Annotated in this window: 9 protein-coding genes; 2 read left to right on the forward strand and 7 right to left on the reverse strand. The window is 32.2% G+C overall.

What is annotated here, in order from left to right; translation table 11 throughout:
* Window positions 1-16: 16 nt before the first annotated feature.
* Both Q0662_RS05840 and Q0662_RS05845 read right to left on the reverse strand, forming a co-directional pair.
* The gene (locus Q0662_RS05840; RefSeq protein WP_298948015.1) at window positions 17-835 is read right to left on the reverse strand and encodes a hypothetical protein; all 819 of its coding nucleotides are present in this window, start codon (window positions 833-835) and stop codon (window positions 17-19) included.
* Between the two features lie 5 nt (window positions 836-840).
* The gene (locus Q0662_RS05845; RefSeq protein WP_298948016.1) at window positions 841-1,869 is read right to left on the reverse strand and encodes a hypothetical protein; all 1,029 of its coding nucleotides are present in this window, start codon (window positions 1,867-1,869) and stop codon (window positions 841-843) included.
* A gap of 720 nt (window positions 1,870-2,589) precedes the next feature.
* On the opposite strand from Q0662_RS05845, the gene Q0662_RS05850 reads away from it, so the two are divergent.
* Together Q0662_RS05850 and Q0662_RS05855 are read left to right on the forward strand one after the other, a co-directional pair.
* Window positions 2,590-3,483: a sterol desaturase family protein gene (locus tag Q0662_RS05850; RefSeq protein WP_298948017.1), complete on the forward strand. Its 894-nt coding sequence runs from the start codon at window positions 2,590-2,592 to the stop codon at window positions 3,481-3,483.
* A gap of 709 nt (window positions 3,484-4,192) precedes the next feature.
* Complete coding sequence (locus tag Q0662_RS05855) at window positions 4,193-5,323, forward strand: BspA family leucine-rich repeat surface protein (protein WP_298948019.1); 1,131 nt, start codon at window positions 4,193-4,195, stop codon at window positions 5,321-5,323.
* Between the two features lie 174 nt (window positions 5,324-5,497).
* On the opposite strand, the gene Q0662_RS05860 is transcribed toward Q0662_RS05855, so the two are convergent.
* The 5 genes from Q0662_RS05860 to Q0662_RS05880 all read right to left on the reverse strand — a co-directional run bounded on the left by Q0662_RS05860 (window position 5,498) and on the right by Q0662_RS05880 (window position 17,963).
* Window positions 5,498-6,382: a PorP/SprF family type IX secretion system membrane protein gene (locus Q0662_RS05860; protein ID WP_298948020.1), complete on the reverse strand. Its 885-nt coding sequence runs from the start codon at window positions 6,380-6,382 to the stop codon at window positions 5,498-5,500.
* A 23-nt stretch (window positions 6,383-6,405) separates the two neighbouring features.
* Window positions 6,406-14,157 (reverse strand): MBG domain-containing protein, encoded by a 7,752-nt coding sequence (locus Q0662_RS05865; RefSeq protein WP_298948021.1) that lies wholly within the window; start codon window positions 14,155-14,157, stop codon window positions 6,406-6,408.
* 290 nt (window positions 14,158-14,447) lie between these two features.
* Window positions 14,448-15,143 carry a response regulator gene (locus Q0662_RS05870; RefSeq protein WP_298948022.1) on the reverse strand — a complete coding sequence of 232 codons (696 nt, stop codon included), beginning with the start codon at window positions 15,141-15,143 and terminating at the stop codon, window positions 14,448-14,450.
* Window positions 15,144-17,132: a sensor histidine kinase gene (locus Q0662_RS05875; RefSeq protein WP_298948023.1), complete on the reverse strand. Its 1,989-nt coding sequence runs from the start codon at window positions 17,130-17,132 to the stop codon at window positions 15,144-15,146.
* 102 nt (window positions 17,133-17,234) lie between these two features.
* On the reverse strand, window positions 17,235-17,963 hold the full coding sequence (locus Q0662_RS05880) for a metallophosphoesterase family protein (RefSeq protein WP_298948024.1): 729 nt from the start codon (window positions 17,961-17,963) through the stop codon (window positions 17,235-17,237).
* Window positions 17,964-17,990 lie beyond the last annotated feature (27 nt).

A 17,990-nucleotide genomic window follows, 5' to 3' on the forward strand; every position in this document is an offset into this window, starting at 1 on the left:
TAAAATTACCATAATTTCAAAACTCAGGCACTATACTTTTATCGCCCTCTTCAAATACTAAAAGTCCTGTAATTACTTCCTCTTTTAGCATATCTCTTTTTTCAAAAGGCATTGCAGCTTCATCAGGAAAATTTTCTTGAGAAGCCTCATTGAGGTACTTTTTAATAAATTCTGACCGCATGTTGAATAGCTTTTCTGAAATTTCATTCCAATCATAACCAAAATCCTCTAATGAGTTGTGGTCTGTCAATTCATTATCTTCATCAGTAAACTCTTCAAAATCCTCAGGTGAACTGCTTGAACCATATACTTTAGTTTTGATGTCATAAAAGTAATATTGGGCATTAAACCCTCCTCTTACAGGTTCTAAAAAAACAATCAGGGTATATTTTTCATTAGTCTGCACTATTTCAGCTTCTACCAATGCTAGGTCATTGCCTTTATTGTTATCTTCAACCTTGATCTTGGTGTAATCTCTTGCCATTTTGTTATTGTTATTAGTTATACTTGACTTTTCAATTGAATATCCAAGATTTGTAGCATAATCTATAAACCTTTTAATATTCTCTCCCCATTGATTACAAACCACCACATGAGCGCCATTTTTAATCTTAAGTGGTTCTTTAACATTGTATCGCTTAGGATCTCTAACCTCGGCTTCTTTTTTAACAACTCCCTTTGAACCTTGTATTTCATCTGGAAAAGCTTTTTGTAAGTCTTCAAAACTGGGGTTATTTTTTTCTGCATAGTCTTTTACTACGGTAAAAACTAATTGTCTTTTGTTTAGGTCTTCACCTAAACCTTCTATGTTGTACTTGGTGTAATCTCTTGCCATTTACATTATATAACGCTATCTATTATTTCTTGAGCAATTTTTTCATAGTTAATTTCTAAATCTGAACTTACTCCAAAATATTGGCCATATGAACTAAACTCTCCTTGATAGTCCTCATTATTAACATCAATACCGTAAAAATTAAGAAGTAGTTTATCAATAAACTCAACAAGCCAATCTTCAGAGTATTCAAATCCTTCTTCCTCAATTTTTAAAGAATAACCTAAAGCTTGAGCTACTATAAATTCAGCAAGCATGGTTGAATCTTCACAATAAGCTAATTGCTCTATCACATATTTAAAATATGCAGTATAATATAATTTAAAATCTAAGCTATTTACCTCTGAGACTTCAAGACCTTCTAAATCTAATATTTGATCTAGTAGTGGTGACTCATTCAAAGAATCTTTTAACTCCCATTCATCTTCATTGATTCGAAATGCAGCTTCATAATCTTCCATCTCATAACTAAAAAAGGCCTCAAACTCATCCGCTTCATTATCATAGTAACGGTTGGTAAGAGCTTCAAATAGCTTTGCCGGACCAAAATACTTATGGCTCGTTCTCAACTGCTTCTCAAAGAAATCATTAGTTAAAGTTAGAAAATCTTCATTCTTCCGATTATCTGTTAATTGTTTGACCAATGAAGTAGGAAAATTAGTATCTAGTGCGAGTTCAAAAACTTGATTTTGTTTGGCAGGCACTTGATTACTCATAATTTGATAATTAAGTTTGTTAGCAGACTCGATAAAACCATTAATATTCTCTCCCCACTGATTAGAAACTACCACATGTGCGCCATTCTTAATTTTAATTGGTTCACGCATATTGAAGTGCTTTGGGTTTTTTACATCAGACTCTTTCCGAATAAAGCCTTTTGATCCTTGAACATCATCTGGAAATACCTGTTGTAAGTCTTCAAAACTTGGTTTGTTTTTTTCTATATAGTCTTTTACGATGGTAAAAACTAGTTTTCGTTTATTTAGGTTCTCACCTAAACCTTCTACTTTGTACTTGGTGTAATCTCTTGACATTTTGGTTTATAATTTATATTAAAATTATTTTCTGTTTTTCTATGATGGAATGTAATCATGGTCAAAAACATCATTTTCAATTAAATATTCAGCTATTGAAGGCCAATTGTGCAAATAACCATTCCACGAATCTTCCTCTTCATACTCTTCTAATTCAACTGTTAATGATATTAATGTGTTTTTTATGATGTAGCTATTGATATTCTGTTTTTTTTAAAAATGATACAGATTGAGTTATTAATGTTAACCATTCCTGCTTGTAGTCTAGCCAATTATTTTTCATCTCAGTTTTTCAAGATAGTTAATATGATATTTTTTAAAAGATTATTGTCTAAACATTCTAATATGTATTTAGTGTAATCTCTACATCAAATAAAATAATTGTATTAGTAAAATCATTACTCTTTTAGGTAAAAAAGGTTTTTAAACCGAAAAAACTATTTTTAATAAGGTGCTATAAAATTTTATAAAAGTTATGATTATTAGAGAAAATTGGTACTAATAAATAAATTTTAGTTTAAAAATAAAGCTATTTTAATATCTCTAAACGATGCACTTTACATCCTTTAAATATTAAAATTCAATAGTTTTAAATAAGGCTTAAAAAATATGGGTAAGGATTTCTTATTATCATATTGTTATTGTATTTAAAAAAATATACTTTTTTATGCGACTAGCATTTCTTTTTTAAAGAAAAAATCTTCGTATTTTTGTAATACCATGAACAAATACATAGACATCATAAAAAGCTCGTATGCTGATTATTGGAACTACATAAAACAATCTGTTTTGATGGAACTGAATTGGGAAAATTATTTCTATGGATTAATTTTGATTTCATTGCTAGTTTGGGGATTAGAAGCTATTTTTCCTTGGCGAAAAAATCAATCATTGTTCAGAAAAGATTTTTGGTTAGACACATTTTACATGTTTTTTAATTTCTTTTTACTAAACCTAATTGTGTTGATGGCATTATCTAACACCACTGCAGCAATTTTTAATGACATTTTAAGCGTTGTAGGTTTATCTGTCTCTAGTTTTCAATTGTTAGAAATTAACAAACTCCCTTTTGTTGTAAGAATTTTTATCTTTTTTATTGTGGTAGATTTTGTACAATGGTGGACACATCGATTGCTACACAGATCAGAATTTCTATGGAATTTCCACAAAGTGCATCACTCTGTAAAACAAATGGGGTTTGCAGCACATTTGCGCTATCATTGGATGGAACCTGTAGTTTACAATTCTCTACGATACATTCCATTGGCAATTATTGGTGGTTTTTCTGCTCAAGATGTGGCTTTTGTACATTTTTTTAATATTGCAATTGGCCACTTAAATCATGCCAATATTAATTGGGATTATGGTTGCCTTAAATACATTTTTAACAACCCAAAAATGCACATTTGGCATCATGCAAAAGAATTGCCTGAAGAACACAAGTATGGCGTAAATTTCGGATTAACCTTAAGTATTTGGGACTACCTCTTTAAAACCAATTACATACCACATTCTGGTAGAGATATCGAATTAGGTTTTTCTGGTGATGAAGATTTCCCAAAAGGTTTTATACAACAAGAATTGTATCCCTTAGGAAAAAAACAAACCTCTTAAAGACTCTCAATTAACTTAAACAAAAAACCCTTTACATTAAAGTAAAGGGCTTCTTAATTTGTAGAGTTTAAACATCTACGTCTCTTTTTCACTATCTTTTTAAATTCGTAATATATTTAACAGAACTTTCTTTTTTGATTACAATTTAAATAATAACTAATTTAGGACATCATTCATAACATATTTGTAAATTTAAGTTTTTAAAAGATTTATAAGTTTTTAAAAAAGTATTTTAAGTATTTAAACCAATGATAACCAACATAGTTTTAAATTATATTTTTATTACATAGAAATAATATGTAAAATTAAGAGCTACAGAGAGATGCTATTAAAAAAATATGCGACATCGTATTATACCATATTTTTTTTTAGCATATATTTATGTTTTTTTTAATTGTGCTTGTATGTTATTCTAATAAAATTATTTTCTACTGCCAACATTTAAAAGGTATATTTTATGTTTTAAAATACTTATTATCAAGTCACTTTACAATAATTCTAAAAATAAAAGTATAAGGCTATTATGCCTAACTTATTAAATAGCATAATAAACTTGGTATATAAAATCTTCTTAATTCAAAAAGGCAATTAAACTATATTAAAATCTTTTTTTATTTAGGTTAAATTGGTTTACAACTAAAAAAACCAAAATAAAACACTAAATGTTCGCCTCTAAATCATCTAAATTAATATTTTAGTAAAAAAAACAATGATTTTTAAACAACTACTTTTAATTTTAACTCTTTTTGCACAAATTTCACCAAAAGTTTTTTTAGATAAGAACGGAATTACTATAAAATGTAATGAAGCTGCTAAAGTTGGAGAAACTTATACTTTTAACAATACTTCCTACTTAATAGTTGACAACGATCTATTAAAAGAATTAGTAAAAAACAACGAGTCTTTAGAAAATGTTGTTACTACTTATGTAACCGACATGAGCTATCTTTTTTATAAAAATAAAAAATTTAACGACAATATAAGTCATTGGGATGTTTCTAATGTTACCAGTATGAGTTGGATGTTTGGATTTTGCGAAGAATTTAATGGAGATATTAGTAATTGGAATACTGAAAATGTAGAATTTTTTAACGACATGTTTCATGGTACAAAAAATTTTAATTCAGACTTATCTAAATGGAATGTTAGTAAAGGCATACTATTTAATGGTATGTTTTTTGAAAGTTTTTTTAATAAAGACATTAATACTTGGGATGTTTCTAGTGCTTCTAATTTGAGTGGGATGTTTGATAATGCTTTGGATTTTAATAAACCTTTATCTAATTGGGATGTTTCTAATGTGAAATTAATGGGTGGTATGTTTGCTGAAGCCATTAAATTTAATCAAGATATAAGCATGTGGGATGTAAGTAAAGTTACAGATATGACAAATATGTTTAGAAATGCTGTTAAATTTGAACAAGATTTATCTTCATGGACACCAAGAATTTACATTACTCCAAAAAATTTTAATTTTAACAGCCCTGTTATAGGACCAGAGTTTAAAAAATCTACAAACATTTATTTGCCTTTAATTATTACAGTTATAATTTTTATGCTAATTTATTTTTATACAATTTATCGTTTTAAGAAAAAAGAGGAATTTAAAGAGTACAATAGCATTATTAAGAAATTAATACACAACAAAAAAATAAATGATCATTATTTGACAAAAAATGATTTAGATGAGATATTTGACATACAGCATTTAGAGTATGAAAAACAAAAAGCCAAAAGATCTTCTTTAATTAAAGAAATTAATAATTACAAACCTGAATTAATTAATAGAGTGAGAGACCCCGAAGATAAGCGGTCTTTTTTGTATAAAATAGATTGTTAAGCCTACACTATAAAAATTTCTAATAATTATTAAAATAGATTAGAAATAATAGTTTTTTAAGGGGATTTTTTACACACTTATTAGAAAAGTGTTGTATTAAAAAATTATAATATCTCTACACTGTAACGCTATTTCAGGACGTCACAAGCCTTTAACTCTCTCTTTTTTCTTAATTTAAAATTGATACTTTAACAAGACTTCTAATGAACTACCTACATTGCTGTATTGGCTTTGTGAGTTAACCTCGTATACCCAACCTGTTGTAAATTGATTGTTTAATTTTAAGTTCATTAAAGCTGCAAATGCATTGTTGGTTCTATAGGTAGCGCCTATCTCAAAACTTCTATTAAAACCTACCATGGTATTAAAATCTGTTATTATTGGCGCTCCTGTTACAGTACGTGTAAAAACACTTGGTCTTACGTAAATATTCTCTGACTTAGAAACCAAAAACTCATAGCCCATAGCAATGTACAAATGAGGTTTATCGGTAACAACACTAACCAATCCATTTTCTGTCTTGGTTTGTCTGGTATCTAAAACTCTTGGTACTCCTACCGAAAAGTAAAAAGCTCCCTTTGTATAATGCGCTCCAAAACCAATATTGGGTAAAATTATATCTGTCGTATTTAAAGAAGGATCTGCTACTAAATTATAGGTGTTTAAACCACCTGCATTAATCGCATAAAAATTAGCTCCTGCCTTAACACCTAAATATAAGAAGGCCTCGTCTTCTAATTGTAAACGATAACTATAATCGATACTTACAAAGGTAGATTGTGTTACAAAAACCTTATCCATAATCACAGAAACTCCTAATCCTACATTATTCCCGGCATCATAACCGTAGGTAAAGCTTGTGGTAATTGGAGACATTGGTGCATTTGCCCAATGACGCCTGTGTAATAAAGTCATCGTACTACCACCATCTAAGCTAACCGCTGCTGGATTAAATAATACCATTTGTGAGTTGTACTGTGTAATTAAACTCTCTTGTTGTGCTTTGGTATCTAATGATACTATAATCATTAATAAAGCTATAAAATATATTTTTTTCATAATTCTAGTGGGTATCTTAATGATTATTTTGTTTTGTATATCCAACCTTTATAATCGATTGTACCATTACCGTCTAAATCTAGTTGATAAAAGTAAGCTGTGTTATCTGGCAAAGATTTTCCTGTATTGCCTTGTTTTCTGCCGTTCCAAGTATTCAAGTACCCTTTCTTGCGATAGACTTCTTCGCCATATCTATTGTAGATAAACACTTGATTATTTGGATAGTTCTCTATGTTATAAATCATCCAAGTATCATTAATTCCATCGCCATTTGGTGTAACTGCTTCTGAGATATTAATCTCAACCGTATCACAAACATCTCCTAAACCATCACCATCTCTATCTTCTTGCAAAGGATTATATGCTAAAGGACAGTTATCTTGATCATCATTGATACCATCGTTATCATCATCAGTATCTGTGGCATCATTTACGCCATCATTATCATTGTCTGTTCCGTTGTCATTCAAGCCATCGCCATTTATGTCAGCATCAGAATCATTGTTGATACCATCATTATCAATGTCTGAATCTACACAGTCTGGTAGTGTATCTCCATCAGTATCTGTGGCTAATGAACTGGAATCTAATGGATCTGATCCACAAGCAATCTCATTAACATCTAACTGACCATCGCCATCATCATCAGTATCTGCATTGTCTCCAGTACCATCGCCGTCCGTGTCTGTATCTTCTTCTGGATCTAATGGAAAGGCATCATTAGTATCTAAAGTACCGTCGTTATCGTCATCAGGGTCATTTTCATCGTTAATACCATCGGCATCGTTATCTTCTCCATTGTCGTTGGTTCCATCGCCATCTATATCCGCATCATCGTTGTTGTTGATGCCATCGCCGTCACAGTCTGCTGTATACCAAGCTGTACTTGGTGTTTCTGTTTGGCTTGTTAATATTAAGTCACATGGGTCGGTTGCATCTGTATTATCATTATCTTCTATGTCATCTGCAACACCATCGCCATCTGTATCGATTCTAATAATGCTAAAAATTGCGTCTGTTTGAATGTCTAAAGTGTAATTATCACCTGCACTTAAGGTCCCTGAAGTTATCAAATACGTTCCAACTGCCTCGCCAGATTCTCGGGTTAAAGTTCCTGTAAATGCATCTGCTCCAAAAAGTATTGGATCTGCTGTAAATACTAAAACAGGATCTTGAGCGCCATAGTCTTTCTCTTGATCTGCTATTAAAATATTGATACTTTTTGGTAGAATACTAAAAGTTATTTCTTTATTACCCGTATAATTTCCATAACTAACAATCTTCACTGTAGCTGTACCAACATTGATATTATTACTATAATCTAATCCATAATCAGTTCCTTGTACCAAAATAACTGATCCATCTTTCACCGTCAATGGTGGAGTGATATCCTGACCAGAATAAATGAAATCATCAATAGGGGCTATGCTAATAGTTGTATCCGTAATCGACTTACTAGTAATCGTAAAGTCGGCTGTTACAAAGCTTACGGTATAATTACTATCAGCAGCACCGGAAGGTGTAATGGTATAGGTATCTACATCTTCTCCTATTGCTCTTGCGATGCTAACTCCTGTATCTAAACTAGATTCGGTATCACCATTTACGAATCCTGTAATTGTATAGGTTAGCGCTGGATCTGTGGCTCCATATACTTTTGTTTGACCTGAATCAGCTGTTACTGTTAAAGCGGCTTTGGTGATGCTAAAGTCGGCTGTTATAAAGCTTATGTTATAATTGCTATCAACAGCACCGGAAGGTGTAATGGTATAGGTATTTACATCTTCTCCTGTTGCTCTTGCAATGCTAACTCCTGTATCTAAACTAGATTCATTATCTGTCCCTTGGAATCCTGTAATTGTATAGGTTAGTGCTGGGTCTGTTGCGCCATATACTTTTGTTTGACCTGAATCAGCTGTTACTGTTAAAGAAGCTTTGGTGATGCTAAAGTCGGCTGTTACAAAGCTTACGGTATAATTACTATCAGCAGCACCGGAAGGTGTAATGGTATAGGTATCTACATCTTCTCCTGTTGCTCTTGCGATGCTAACTCCTGTATCTAAACTAGATTCGGTATCACCATTTACGAATCCTGTAATTGTGTAGGTTAGCGCTGGATCTGTTGCGCCATATACTTTCGTTTGACCTGAATCAGCTGTTACTGTTAAAGCGGCTTTGGTGATGCTAAAGTCTGCGGTTACAAAGCTTACGGTATAATTACTATCAGCAGCACCGGAAGGTGTAATGGTATAGGTATCTACATCTTCTCCTGTTGCTCTTACGATGCTAACTCCTGTATCTAAATCTGATTCTGTATCACCATTTATATATCCTGTAATCGTGTAGGTAAGTGTTGGGTCTGTTGCACCATATACTTTCGTTTGACCTGAATCAGCTGTTACTGTTAAAGCGGCTTTGGTTATGATAAAGTCGGCTGTTACAAAGCTTATGTTATAATTACTATCAGCAGCACCGGAAGGTGTAATGGTATAGGTATCTACATCTTCTCCTATTGCTCTTGCGATGCTAACTCCTGTATCTAAACTAGATTCGGTATCACCATTTACGAATCCTGTAATTGTATAGGTTAGCGCTGGATCTGTTGCTCCATATACTTTTGTTTGTCCTGAATCAGCTGTTACTGTTAAAGCGGCTTTGGTGATGCTAAAGTCGGCTGTTACAAAGCTTACGGTATAATTACTATCAGCAGTACCGGAAGGTGTAATGGTATAGGTTCCTACATCTTCTCCTGTTGCTCTTACGATGCTAACTCCTGTATCTAAATCTGATTCTGTATCACCATTTACATATCCTGTAATCGTGTAGGTAAGTGTTGGGTCTGTTGCACCATATACTTTTGTTTGACCTGAGTCAGCTGTAACTGTTAAAGCGGCTTTGGTGATGCTAAAGTCGGCTGTTACAAAGCTTATGTTATAATTACTATCAACAGCACCGGAAGGTGTAATGGTATAGGTATCTACATCTTCTCCTGTTGCTCTTGCGATGCTAACTCCTGTATCTAAACTAGATTCGGTATCACTATTTACGAATCCTGTAATTGTATAGGTTAGCGCTGGATCTGTTGCGCCATATACTTTTGTTTGGCCTGAATCAGCTGTTACTGTTAAAGAAGCTTTGGTTATGTTGAAAGTTACTGTTCTTGTTCCGTTGTAGTTGCCTTTACCTGTAATGGTAATTGTAGCTGTACCTACATTGGTATTGTCTACATAACTCAACTCATAGTCTGTATCTTGTGTAAGTATGGTTGCCCCATCCTCTACCTGTGGTATTGGGGTTTGAGCTTGACCTGTGTATACCAAATCAGCTATGGTTGCTGTTGTAATGTCCGTATCTGTAATGGATTTTAAAACGGTAACCGTTGCATCTGCTGTACTTTCATTTCCAGAGGTGTCTTTTACTGTTAAAGTAACCGTATTTTCTCCTAAATCTGCTATAGTAAAAGTACTTTTACTTAATACGTAACTTTCTATACCACAATTATCTGTACTTCCATCGTTTATTTCTGAGGGTGTAATAATTGCAGCACCATCATCACCTAATACCACTGTAATATTTTTAACTGCTACTGTAGGTGGCGTATTTTCTACAACCGTTACTACTTGTGTGGCTGAGGCTGTGTTTGAACCGTTATCTACTGTCCAAGTGACTGTATGCATTCCTATTGAATAATTTGTAGGTGCTACTTTGGTTAGAGTTGCATCACCACAATTGGATGCTGTATAAACAGGAGTCCCTAAATCTACATTGGTAGCCTCACAACTGTTTGCATCTGCTATAACTGTAATTGCTGGTGGTGCTATAATAGTTGGTGAGCTTCCAGAAGTTAATAAACCACCATCATAAATGGAATGTCTTCTATATAAAAGTTCTCTTGCAGCACTACTTGCACAACTATACTTGGTTTCAGGTAGATAAAACTCAATAAAATAAATATCATCAATGTACTGAACCCAACCATTTAATAGAGCATCATAATTTGCTGTGGATAAAGGAACCCTATCTAAAAATGAAAATAAATACCTTACGCGACTTACATCCCAATCACCAATATCTTGATTAAAAGATCTAGCATCAGCAAACATTCCTTCCATCCTTCTTACATTACTTACATCCCAACCACCAATATCTTGATTAAAAGATCTAGCATTATAAAACATAAAGGACATATCATCTACTCTCCTTACATTCCAAGACCCAATATCTTGGTTAAAAGAGCTAGCACCAGCAAACATAAAGGACATATTATCTACTCTACTTACATTCCAGTTACCAATATCTTGGTTAAAAGAGCTAGCATTATAAAACATGTGGCTAGTGTTAGTTATCCCTTCGGGTAAAGCATTGGGTACAACAACTAGGTTTGTGGCATTAAAAAAAGCCCCAGATAAACTCTCTAAACCTAAATTACCAAAACTAGTTACCTCTACTAGTTTTTCTATATTAGTATATGTTGAACTACCTTTTCCAAATTGGGTTAAGCTTCCATATATTTTAACGGTATAAGTACCTTCTGAACTGAAGGTATGTGATTTATCACCTGAGGTAGTTACTGCTTCTATACAACTGCCATCTCCCCAATCTATCTGTACATTAACTGAACCCTGTAAAGGTAAAGTAACAGTAGTTCCATCAGATAATGAAGTATCAAAAACTAGCTTCATTGAGGTATCTTGAGCAGTTACTGTTAAGTTTGCTATACTTTCGTTATAAGAGGTATCTTCTACAGTTACTGTTGCTAGAGCGGTATCAGTATTCCCATTTACATCTGTTACTGTAAGTACAACTTCATTTGTTCCTGAATCCTCACAATCAAAATCTGTACGATCTAAACTCATACTCACAATACCACAATTATCGGTAGAACCATCATCAATTTCTGAAGGCGAAATAGTTACCTTACCGCTAGCATCGAGTTGTACCAATATGTCTTTTGCTATTGCAGTTGGTGCAATATTATCTTCTAAAGTAACCACTGCTGTTGCTGTTGCTGCATTACCAGAAGTATCAGTAACTGTTAAAGTAACTGTCTTAGTATTTTCATTTTCTATTTGAGCACTAGTTAAGCCACCACCGTAAATCATATGATTATCACCAATGTTATCAAACACTTTTTCACTATCAAATGTTGAAAAATCGTATTCTACTATGACATCTGAAGACAACGGTGTTCTGTTTTGATAAAATGCAATGGCTTCAGCTGTATAAAAAGGTACTGTATATAACGTAACTTTGTCTATACTACCTCGAAATCTGTTACCACCAGCTCCATCTCTATTCGCCCCAATGCGAACAAAGGCATTTGATCCAGAATAACTTCTTGAATTATTTACCTCGCTATCTAAGACTCCATTGATAAAAATGCGCGTCTTATTTTGTATCTTATCTAACACAAAAATAACATCAACCCATTGGTCTTCTGGTATAGCATTTGTGGCTGTGTGATACGTCCAACCGCCACTACTAAATGAATCGAGGCCAAAACGCGGCTTAAGATTTGAATCTATACTAATATCTAAAGATAATTTTCCAGTACCCTCTATACCTTTAGAAAAGATAGCACCACCAGTACTAGTTTTAATTCGTGTTGCTAATGTAAAACTAGAGTTTGTAGTGTATGGTAAATTATTATCTTGAAGAAAACCTACACCAGATGAACCATTATTCAAAAAATGAGTTACGTTAGAACACGTAAAATCTGAAGTATCTAAACTCATACTCTCAATACTACAATTGTCTGTACTACCATTATCTATCTGAGAAGGTGTAATACTTGCAGTACCATTTTCATCTAAAGCTACTGTAATGTTTTGTGTAACTACTGTTGGTGCAATATTATCTACAACAGTTACTATTGCTGTAGCAGAAGAGCTATATAAATCTATTCTTGGTTGAAATGAAATTAGACTTGCTTGAGACGAATTTGATGTTGTATAGGCATAACTATATGTACCACTAGATTTATAATACCAATCTTCCAATACACCATCACTGTTGCTATCCCATTGGTATTTTAATTTAAACTTGGAATCATATGCTATATTTACATCTTCTGTATCTTCTTTTTCAAGAACAAAGAAAGAACTAGTACTTTCTGATGTTGTCCATCTTAACATGTTTATAGAACCTTGCCTACTTCCTACTAAAAATTGCTCTTTTACAGCACTATATAATCGTACGGTATCTAAATGTTTTAATTGTCTATTTTCGTTATTTTTTTTGACGATAGTAAACTGTGTCTTTGTATGTCCTGCATAAGCTCCGTTAGAATGTGTGCCAATATATTGTGAACCTATTGTAAGATAAACATCTAAACCATTCGCTAAATCTGGAATCTGTGAGCTTGCTGTTAAGGTAACTGTATTATCTCCTAAATCACCTTTATCAAAGTCTGTAACATCTAATGCATAACTAGCTATACCACAATTGTCTGTACTACCATTATCTATCTGTGAAGGTGTAATACTTGCAGTACCATTTTCATCTAAAGCTACTGTAATGTTTTGTGTAGCTGTTGTAGGTGCTGTAGTGTCGTCAATTACCGTAACGTTAAAGGTGGTTTTCGTTGCGTTATTTGCGCTATCGGTAACCGTTACCGTTATTACTGCAATACCCGTTTGTGTAGCAACAGGGCTTAGTACTAAAGTTCTATCTGCACTTGCACCACCCAAACTAATATTAGCATCAGGTAGTAAGGCTTGGTTATTAGAAGTAGCGGTTACTACTAAATCTGCAACTGGGGTTACATCATCAGCAAGGGTAACAGACAACTCTTCTGAATTAGTACTAGGGCATAGCGTAACATCTACTATACCTGTAACTGTAGGCGCTAGATCTGCACCAGTAATATTCATAAAACTTTGCCATACTGGTGTACTTTGGTAGGCGCTTATACTCTCTGAAGGTACACTAAGAGGTATATTACTTATTGATAGGTTAAAAAAAACATTGAAGTTGATAACAACAGGAGAGTTTGGTAAGGCAGTAACATTAGATAAACTAGAACAATTCCTAAAAGCATATTTCTCTATAGTCGTAAGACTATCGGGCAATGTGATACTTGTTAAACTAGAACAATTGTAAAAAGCATATTCCTTTATAGTTGTAAGACTATCGGGCAGTTTGATACTTGTTAAACTAGAACAATTCCAAAAAGTGGACTTCCCTATAGTTGTGACACTATCGGGCAACGTGATACTTGTTAAACTAGAACAATTAGAAAAAGCATAACCCTCTATAGTTGTAAGATTATTGGGCAACGTGATACTTGTTAAACTAGAACATTTGGAAAAAGCGGAATCCCCTATAGTTGTAAGACTATCGGGTAACGTAATACTTATTAAATTAGAACAATCGAAAAAAGCGGAATTCCCTATAGTTGTAAGACTATCGGGTAACGTAATACTTATTAAACTAGAACAACTGGAAAAAGCATTTCTCCCTAAAGTTGTAAGACTATCAGGTAGCGTAATACTTGTTAAATTAGAACAATTAGAAAAAGCACTAGTCCATATAGATGTAAGACTATTGGGTAACGTAATACTTGTTAAATTAGAACAATTAAAAAAAGCCGAGGCCCCTATATTTGTTACGTTATAGGTAGTACCACCATGATTTACAGTGCTAGGAACATCAATATCCCCACTGTAACAACCTGTCTTTGATACCACAGTAGCTTCAGTGCCGTTAAACGTATAATTAATACCACCTATTTCGGTCTGAGACCAGAGCATGGTAGTAAAAAATAAAAATACCAAGAAAATTCTTTTTTGTAATAGCCGACTGCTATTTGAAAACTTTAAGAAAGAAAACAAAAATAACGGTGAAAAAATCTTTGCAGAAAAGTTTTTCATGAGAATTGGGGGATTTAAAAATAAATAAAATTGACAAGTTTACATCTAAGCAACTTAAAACCATCTCTTAAAAGATACCTAAAAGCTACTGCTGTGTTACAAAAAAAAAGAATAATAGAAAGTAAACTGTAAATTTGTGATAAACAACGCTATGTTGTGACAAACGACCACTTTTTAACATTTAAGAAAGAAATTTAAAACTGCTGTAAAACTTCTTTGTAAGCCCTACCTACTGGTAATTTTGCATTGGTTACATGTACTAATTTAGCGTTAAAAAAGGTAATGAAATTAGTATTTACGATATACGATTTATGTATTTGAACAAAAAAAATAGGCATTAAGTCACTACATTCTTTAAGCTTCATCCTAGTTACATACTCCTTTTCTTGCGTTTCAAATTTTAGGTAGTTGCCTTCTGCTTTTACAAATAATAAGGCATCAAATTTAATTTTCACAAAATTACCATCTACCTTAATCATCATACTTGTTGTATCTGTTTGATTTGTTTGGGTAACCACCTCTTTTTTTGAGTCTAAAGCTAATTGTACATTCGTAAAAATATCTATTTCTGTAAATGGTTTTATAATGTAAGATTGTGGTTTGTGAACTAGAGCTTTTGAAATTGTTTTTTTATCTGAATTAGAGGTTACGTAGATAAAAGGAATTTGATAATTTAAATGGATGATTTCTGCCAACTCTATACCACTAATTTTACCATTAATTACAATGTCTATCAAAACCAAGTCTACAGCAAATGTTTTTAAAGCTATAATAGCTTCTTCTGCATTGTCTACTATAGCAACAACATTAAAATTGTTTTTTTCTAAAGATTGCTTTAAATCTTCAGCAACCAAATAGTTATCTTCTACTATTAATATGTTTGTATCCATCTATACAATTAAATCTTTTGGTATTACAATATGGTGTTGCACCCCTTTTTCTACTGCAGTTGTTAAAGTAGCCTTCCCTTTTAATTGTTTCACTAAAATAGTAATTAATTGCAAACCAAACCCTTTTTGTCCTTGATTATTAAAACCTTTACCAGTATCTAAAATAGTAAGCAAATAGTCCGTTTCTGTAGCTTTTAAAGTTACAGAAAAAAGAAGATTTGTGTTTGTATTGTATTTTATTGTATTCGTAAGGGCTTCATTTACCATTAAACCGATATTTATAGCAGTATCTACAGCAACAGAAAACGGAGTATCTATAGTAATTGTAAATTTAGCGTGTAAGGTATAACTAGCAATTAGATTTTTTACAATCTCTTCTAAATAGTCTTTTAATGCAACAATACTTTCTAACTTATCATTTTGATATAATTGTTGATGCACCAAAGACATTGTTTTAATTCTTGTTTTACTATCGTTTAATGCACGCTTGCTTTCTGGGTTTTGTAAGGTGTTATTTTGTAATGACAGTAAACTAGAAATCATTTGCAAATTATTTTTAATTCTATGGTGCATTTCTTGCAGTAAAAATTCATTTTTTGCACTAATTTCTGCCTCATTTTTTGCAAATTGACTAAGCGATACATTGCTAATTTCTAATTCTTCTTTTGCCTTTTTTTGCTGTATGTAATTACTATAGACTAAAAAAACAATAAGCAGTAAAGCAAATGAAACAGTGATAATAAGAAGTATAATTCGTTTTTGATTGGTAGCGTCTTTTTCTAGTAGATTTGTTTTTTCTTTTTCATTTAATAACAATTCTTTTTTTTGTGTAAGATCGTATTCTGCAAGTAATAATAACGCACTGTTTTTTTGATTTTGAAAACTTATAGAATCTTTTAAATCAAAATAACGTGTCATAAAAGTATTGTGCTGAGACCATTTATTGCTTAATTTATTGGCTATTGCATACTGCTTAAACCAATCTAGTTCTAGGCTCAAAATTCTTTTGTTTTTTAAAGATTTTTTAATTTTTTTTAAATAAGCTATAGCTTCTTTTGGGGTGTTTAAAGCATTGTAGCATTTTGCGATAGACATCCATTTATATAATTTTTGGTCTACTTCATTAATTTTTTTGCAATATGGTATTACTTTTTGAAGTAGTGGAAGCGCTGATTGATACTTGTGTTCTGCCAGTAAGCATTCTCCTTGCTGTGAAATGGCTAGGTTTTTAAAATAGACTTTCACAAACTCTGTATACTCGTTTTTTCCTGTATAGTTGTCATTATTTATGATATAATCTGCCTGATTTTCCATTTGTTTGAAATGATACCGAGCACTATCTATCTGCGTGTTTTTTAAAAACAACTTCCCCAATTTATTATGGTATCTAATTTTTTGAAAATCAGTATTAAAATCATTTCTTTCAAAAGAAGTAAACTCCTTTATGGTTTCTGTATACATACCAAAAGCTTCATAAAGCTCCCAAAAACTGTTAGAAAAACCTTGTTCTATGCGTTCTTTTCGAATTAAAATAGCCTCTTTATAGTTGCCTAAAAAACTATAGCTAAACTCTAAACGCTCCAACATATTTTTATACTGGACCTCTTCTAAATCGCTGTTTTTTTCTATAGCAAACTCTAAGTAAGGAATCGCTTCTTCAAAATTTGTTTTTCTATGATGTATTATAGCTAAGGCTCTCGCTAATTGGGCGGCTATTTTAGTGTTTTTTGATGCTACTGCTGATTTATATTGAAAAGACAAAATAGTTACCCAATCTTTATTTGTATAGTTTTGATAAAGCTTTAGTTTATTTTTTGGGTAAAGCGAATTAAAATAGTCTAAAAGATTTTTTGCTATTGCTTCTGAATATTCTTCTGTTAAAATTTCTAATTTTGGTAAGCTTGTATTGTTTTTTTGTGGTATCCCATCAAAAGACAAACTACCATACAATACTATTCCATAAAAAATTCTAACAAAAAAATAATGCATAAAAAAGTGCTCTTTATATGTAGGCTACAATAATAAAAAACGAAGTTACTTAAAAAATTTAAGTTGCTTACTCTTTATAGAATAAGTAGGTCGGTGCACTCCCTAATTCCTACCTTTTTCATTTGGATATAAAGAAGGTAAATCATCACTTTGAAAATAAGCTTTTGTATCTATATTGATAGCCGTTAATTTACCTTTAAATGCGGCTCCTGTATCTAAATTCCAAATATTTAACGCATTCATAGGTTCTAATTCGTCATAATTTGTAGTTGGTGTGTGCCCAATATAAATTTCGTTGTAATGCTGAACTCTTTTTGGGTAAAATTTAGAGGATTTATCGATGTTTTTATCGGCTACCAAAGCCATTTCCCACAAGGTTCTATCGGTGCAAAATTTATGCGTATACGTTTCTTTATCTACACCATGCATAGAGGTAAAACCTGCATGTAAAAACAATCTATTTTCAGCATCTAAATAATACATTTTTAAATTCTTAAAAAAATGCAGGTGTTGCTTTTTTGCTTCTTCAGAAAAAGAATGATAACTTTCTATGGTTTCTTTACCACCATGTAAATACCAAGACGGATTGACATCTTCGTTATTTTCTAACCAATTTTCGCACCAAACATCATGGTTCCCTTTTATAAAAATGCAGTTTATTTTTTCTGATAGGTTGATTAAAAACTCAATAACTTGTGCAGATTCGCTCCAACCATCCACATAATCGCCCATAAAAATCAGGGTGTCTTCTTCTGTAATTTCTAGTTGGTTTAAAAGTTGAAGTAAGGCTTTTAAGCCTCCATGAATATCGCCAATTGCAAAAGTCCTCATAAAATATACTGTTTATAACAAAACTAG

This window comes from uncultured Polaribacter sp. (assembly GCF_947503855.1).
GTDB lineage: Bacteria > Bacteroidota > Bacteroidia > Flavobacteriales > Flavobacteriaceae > Polaribacter.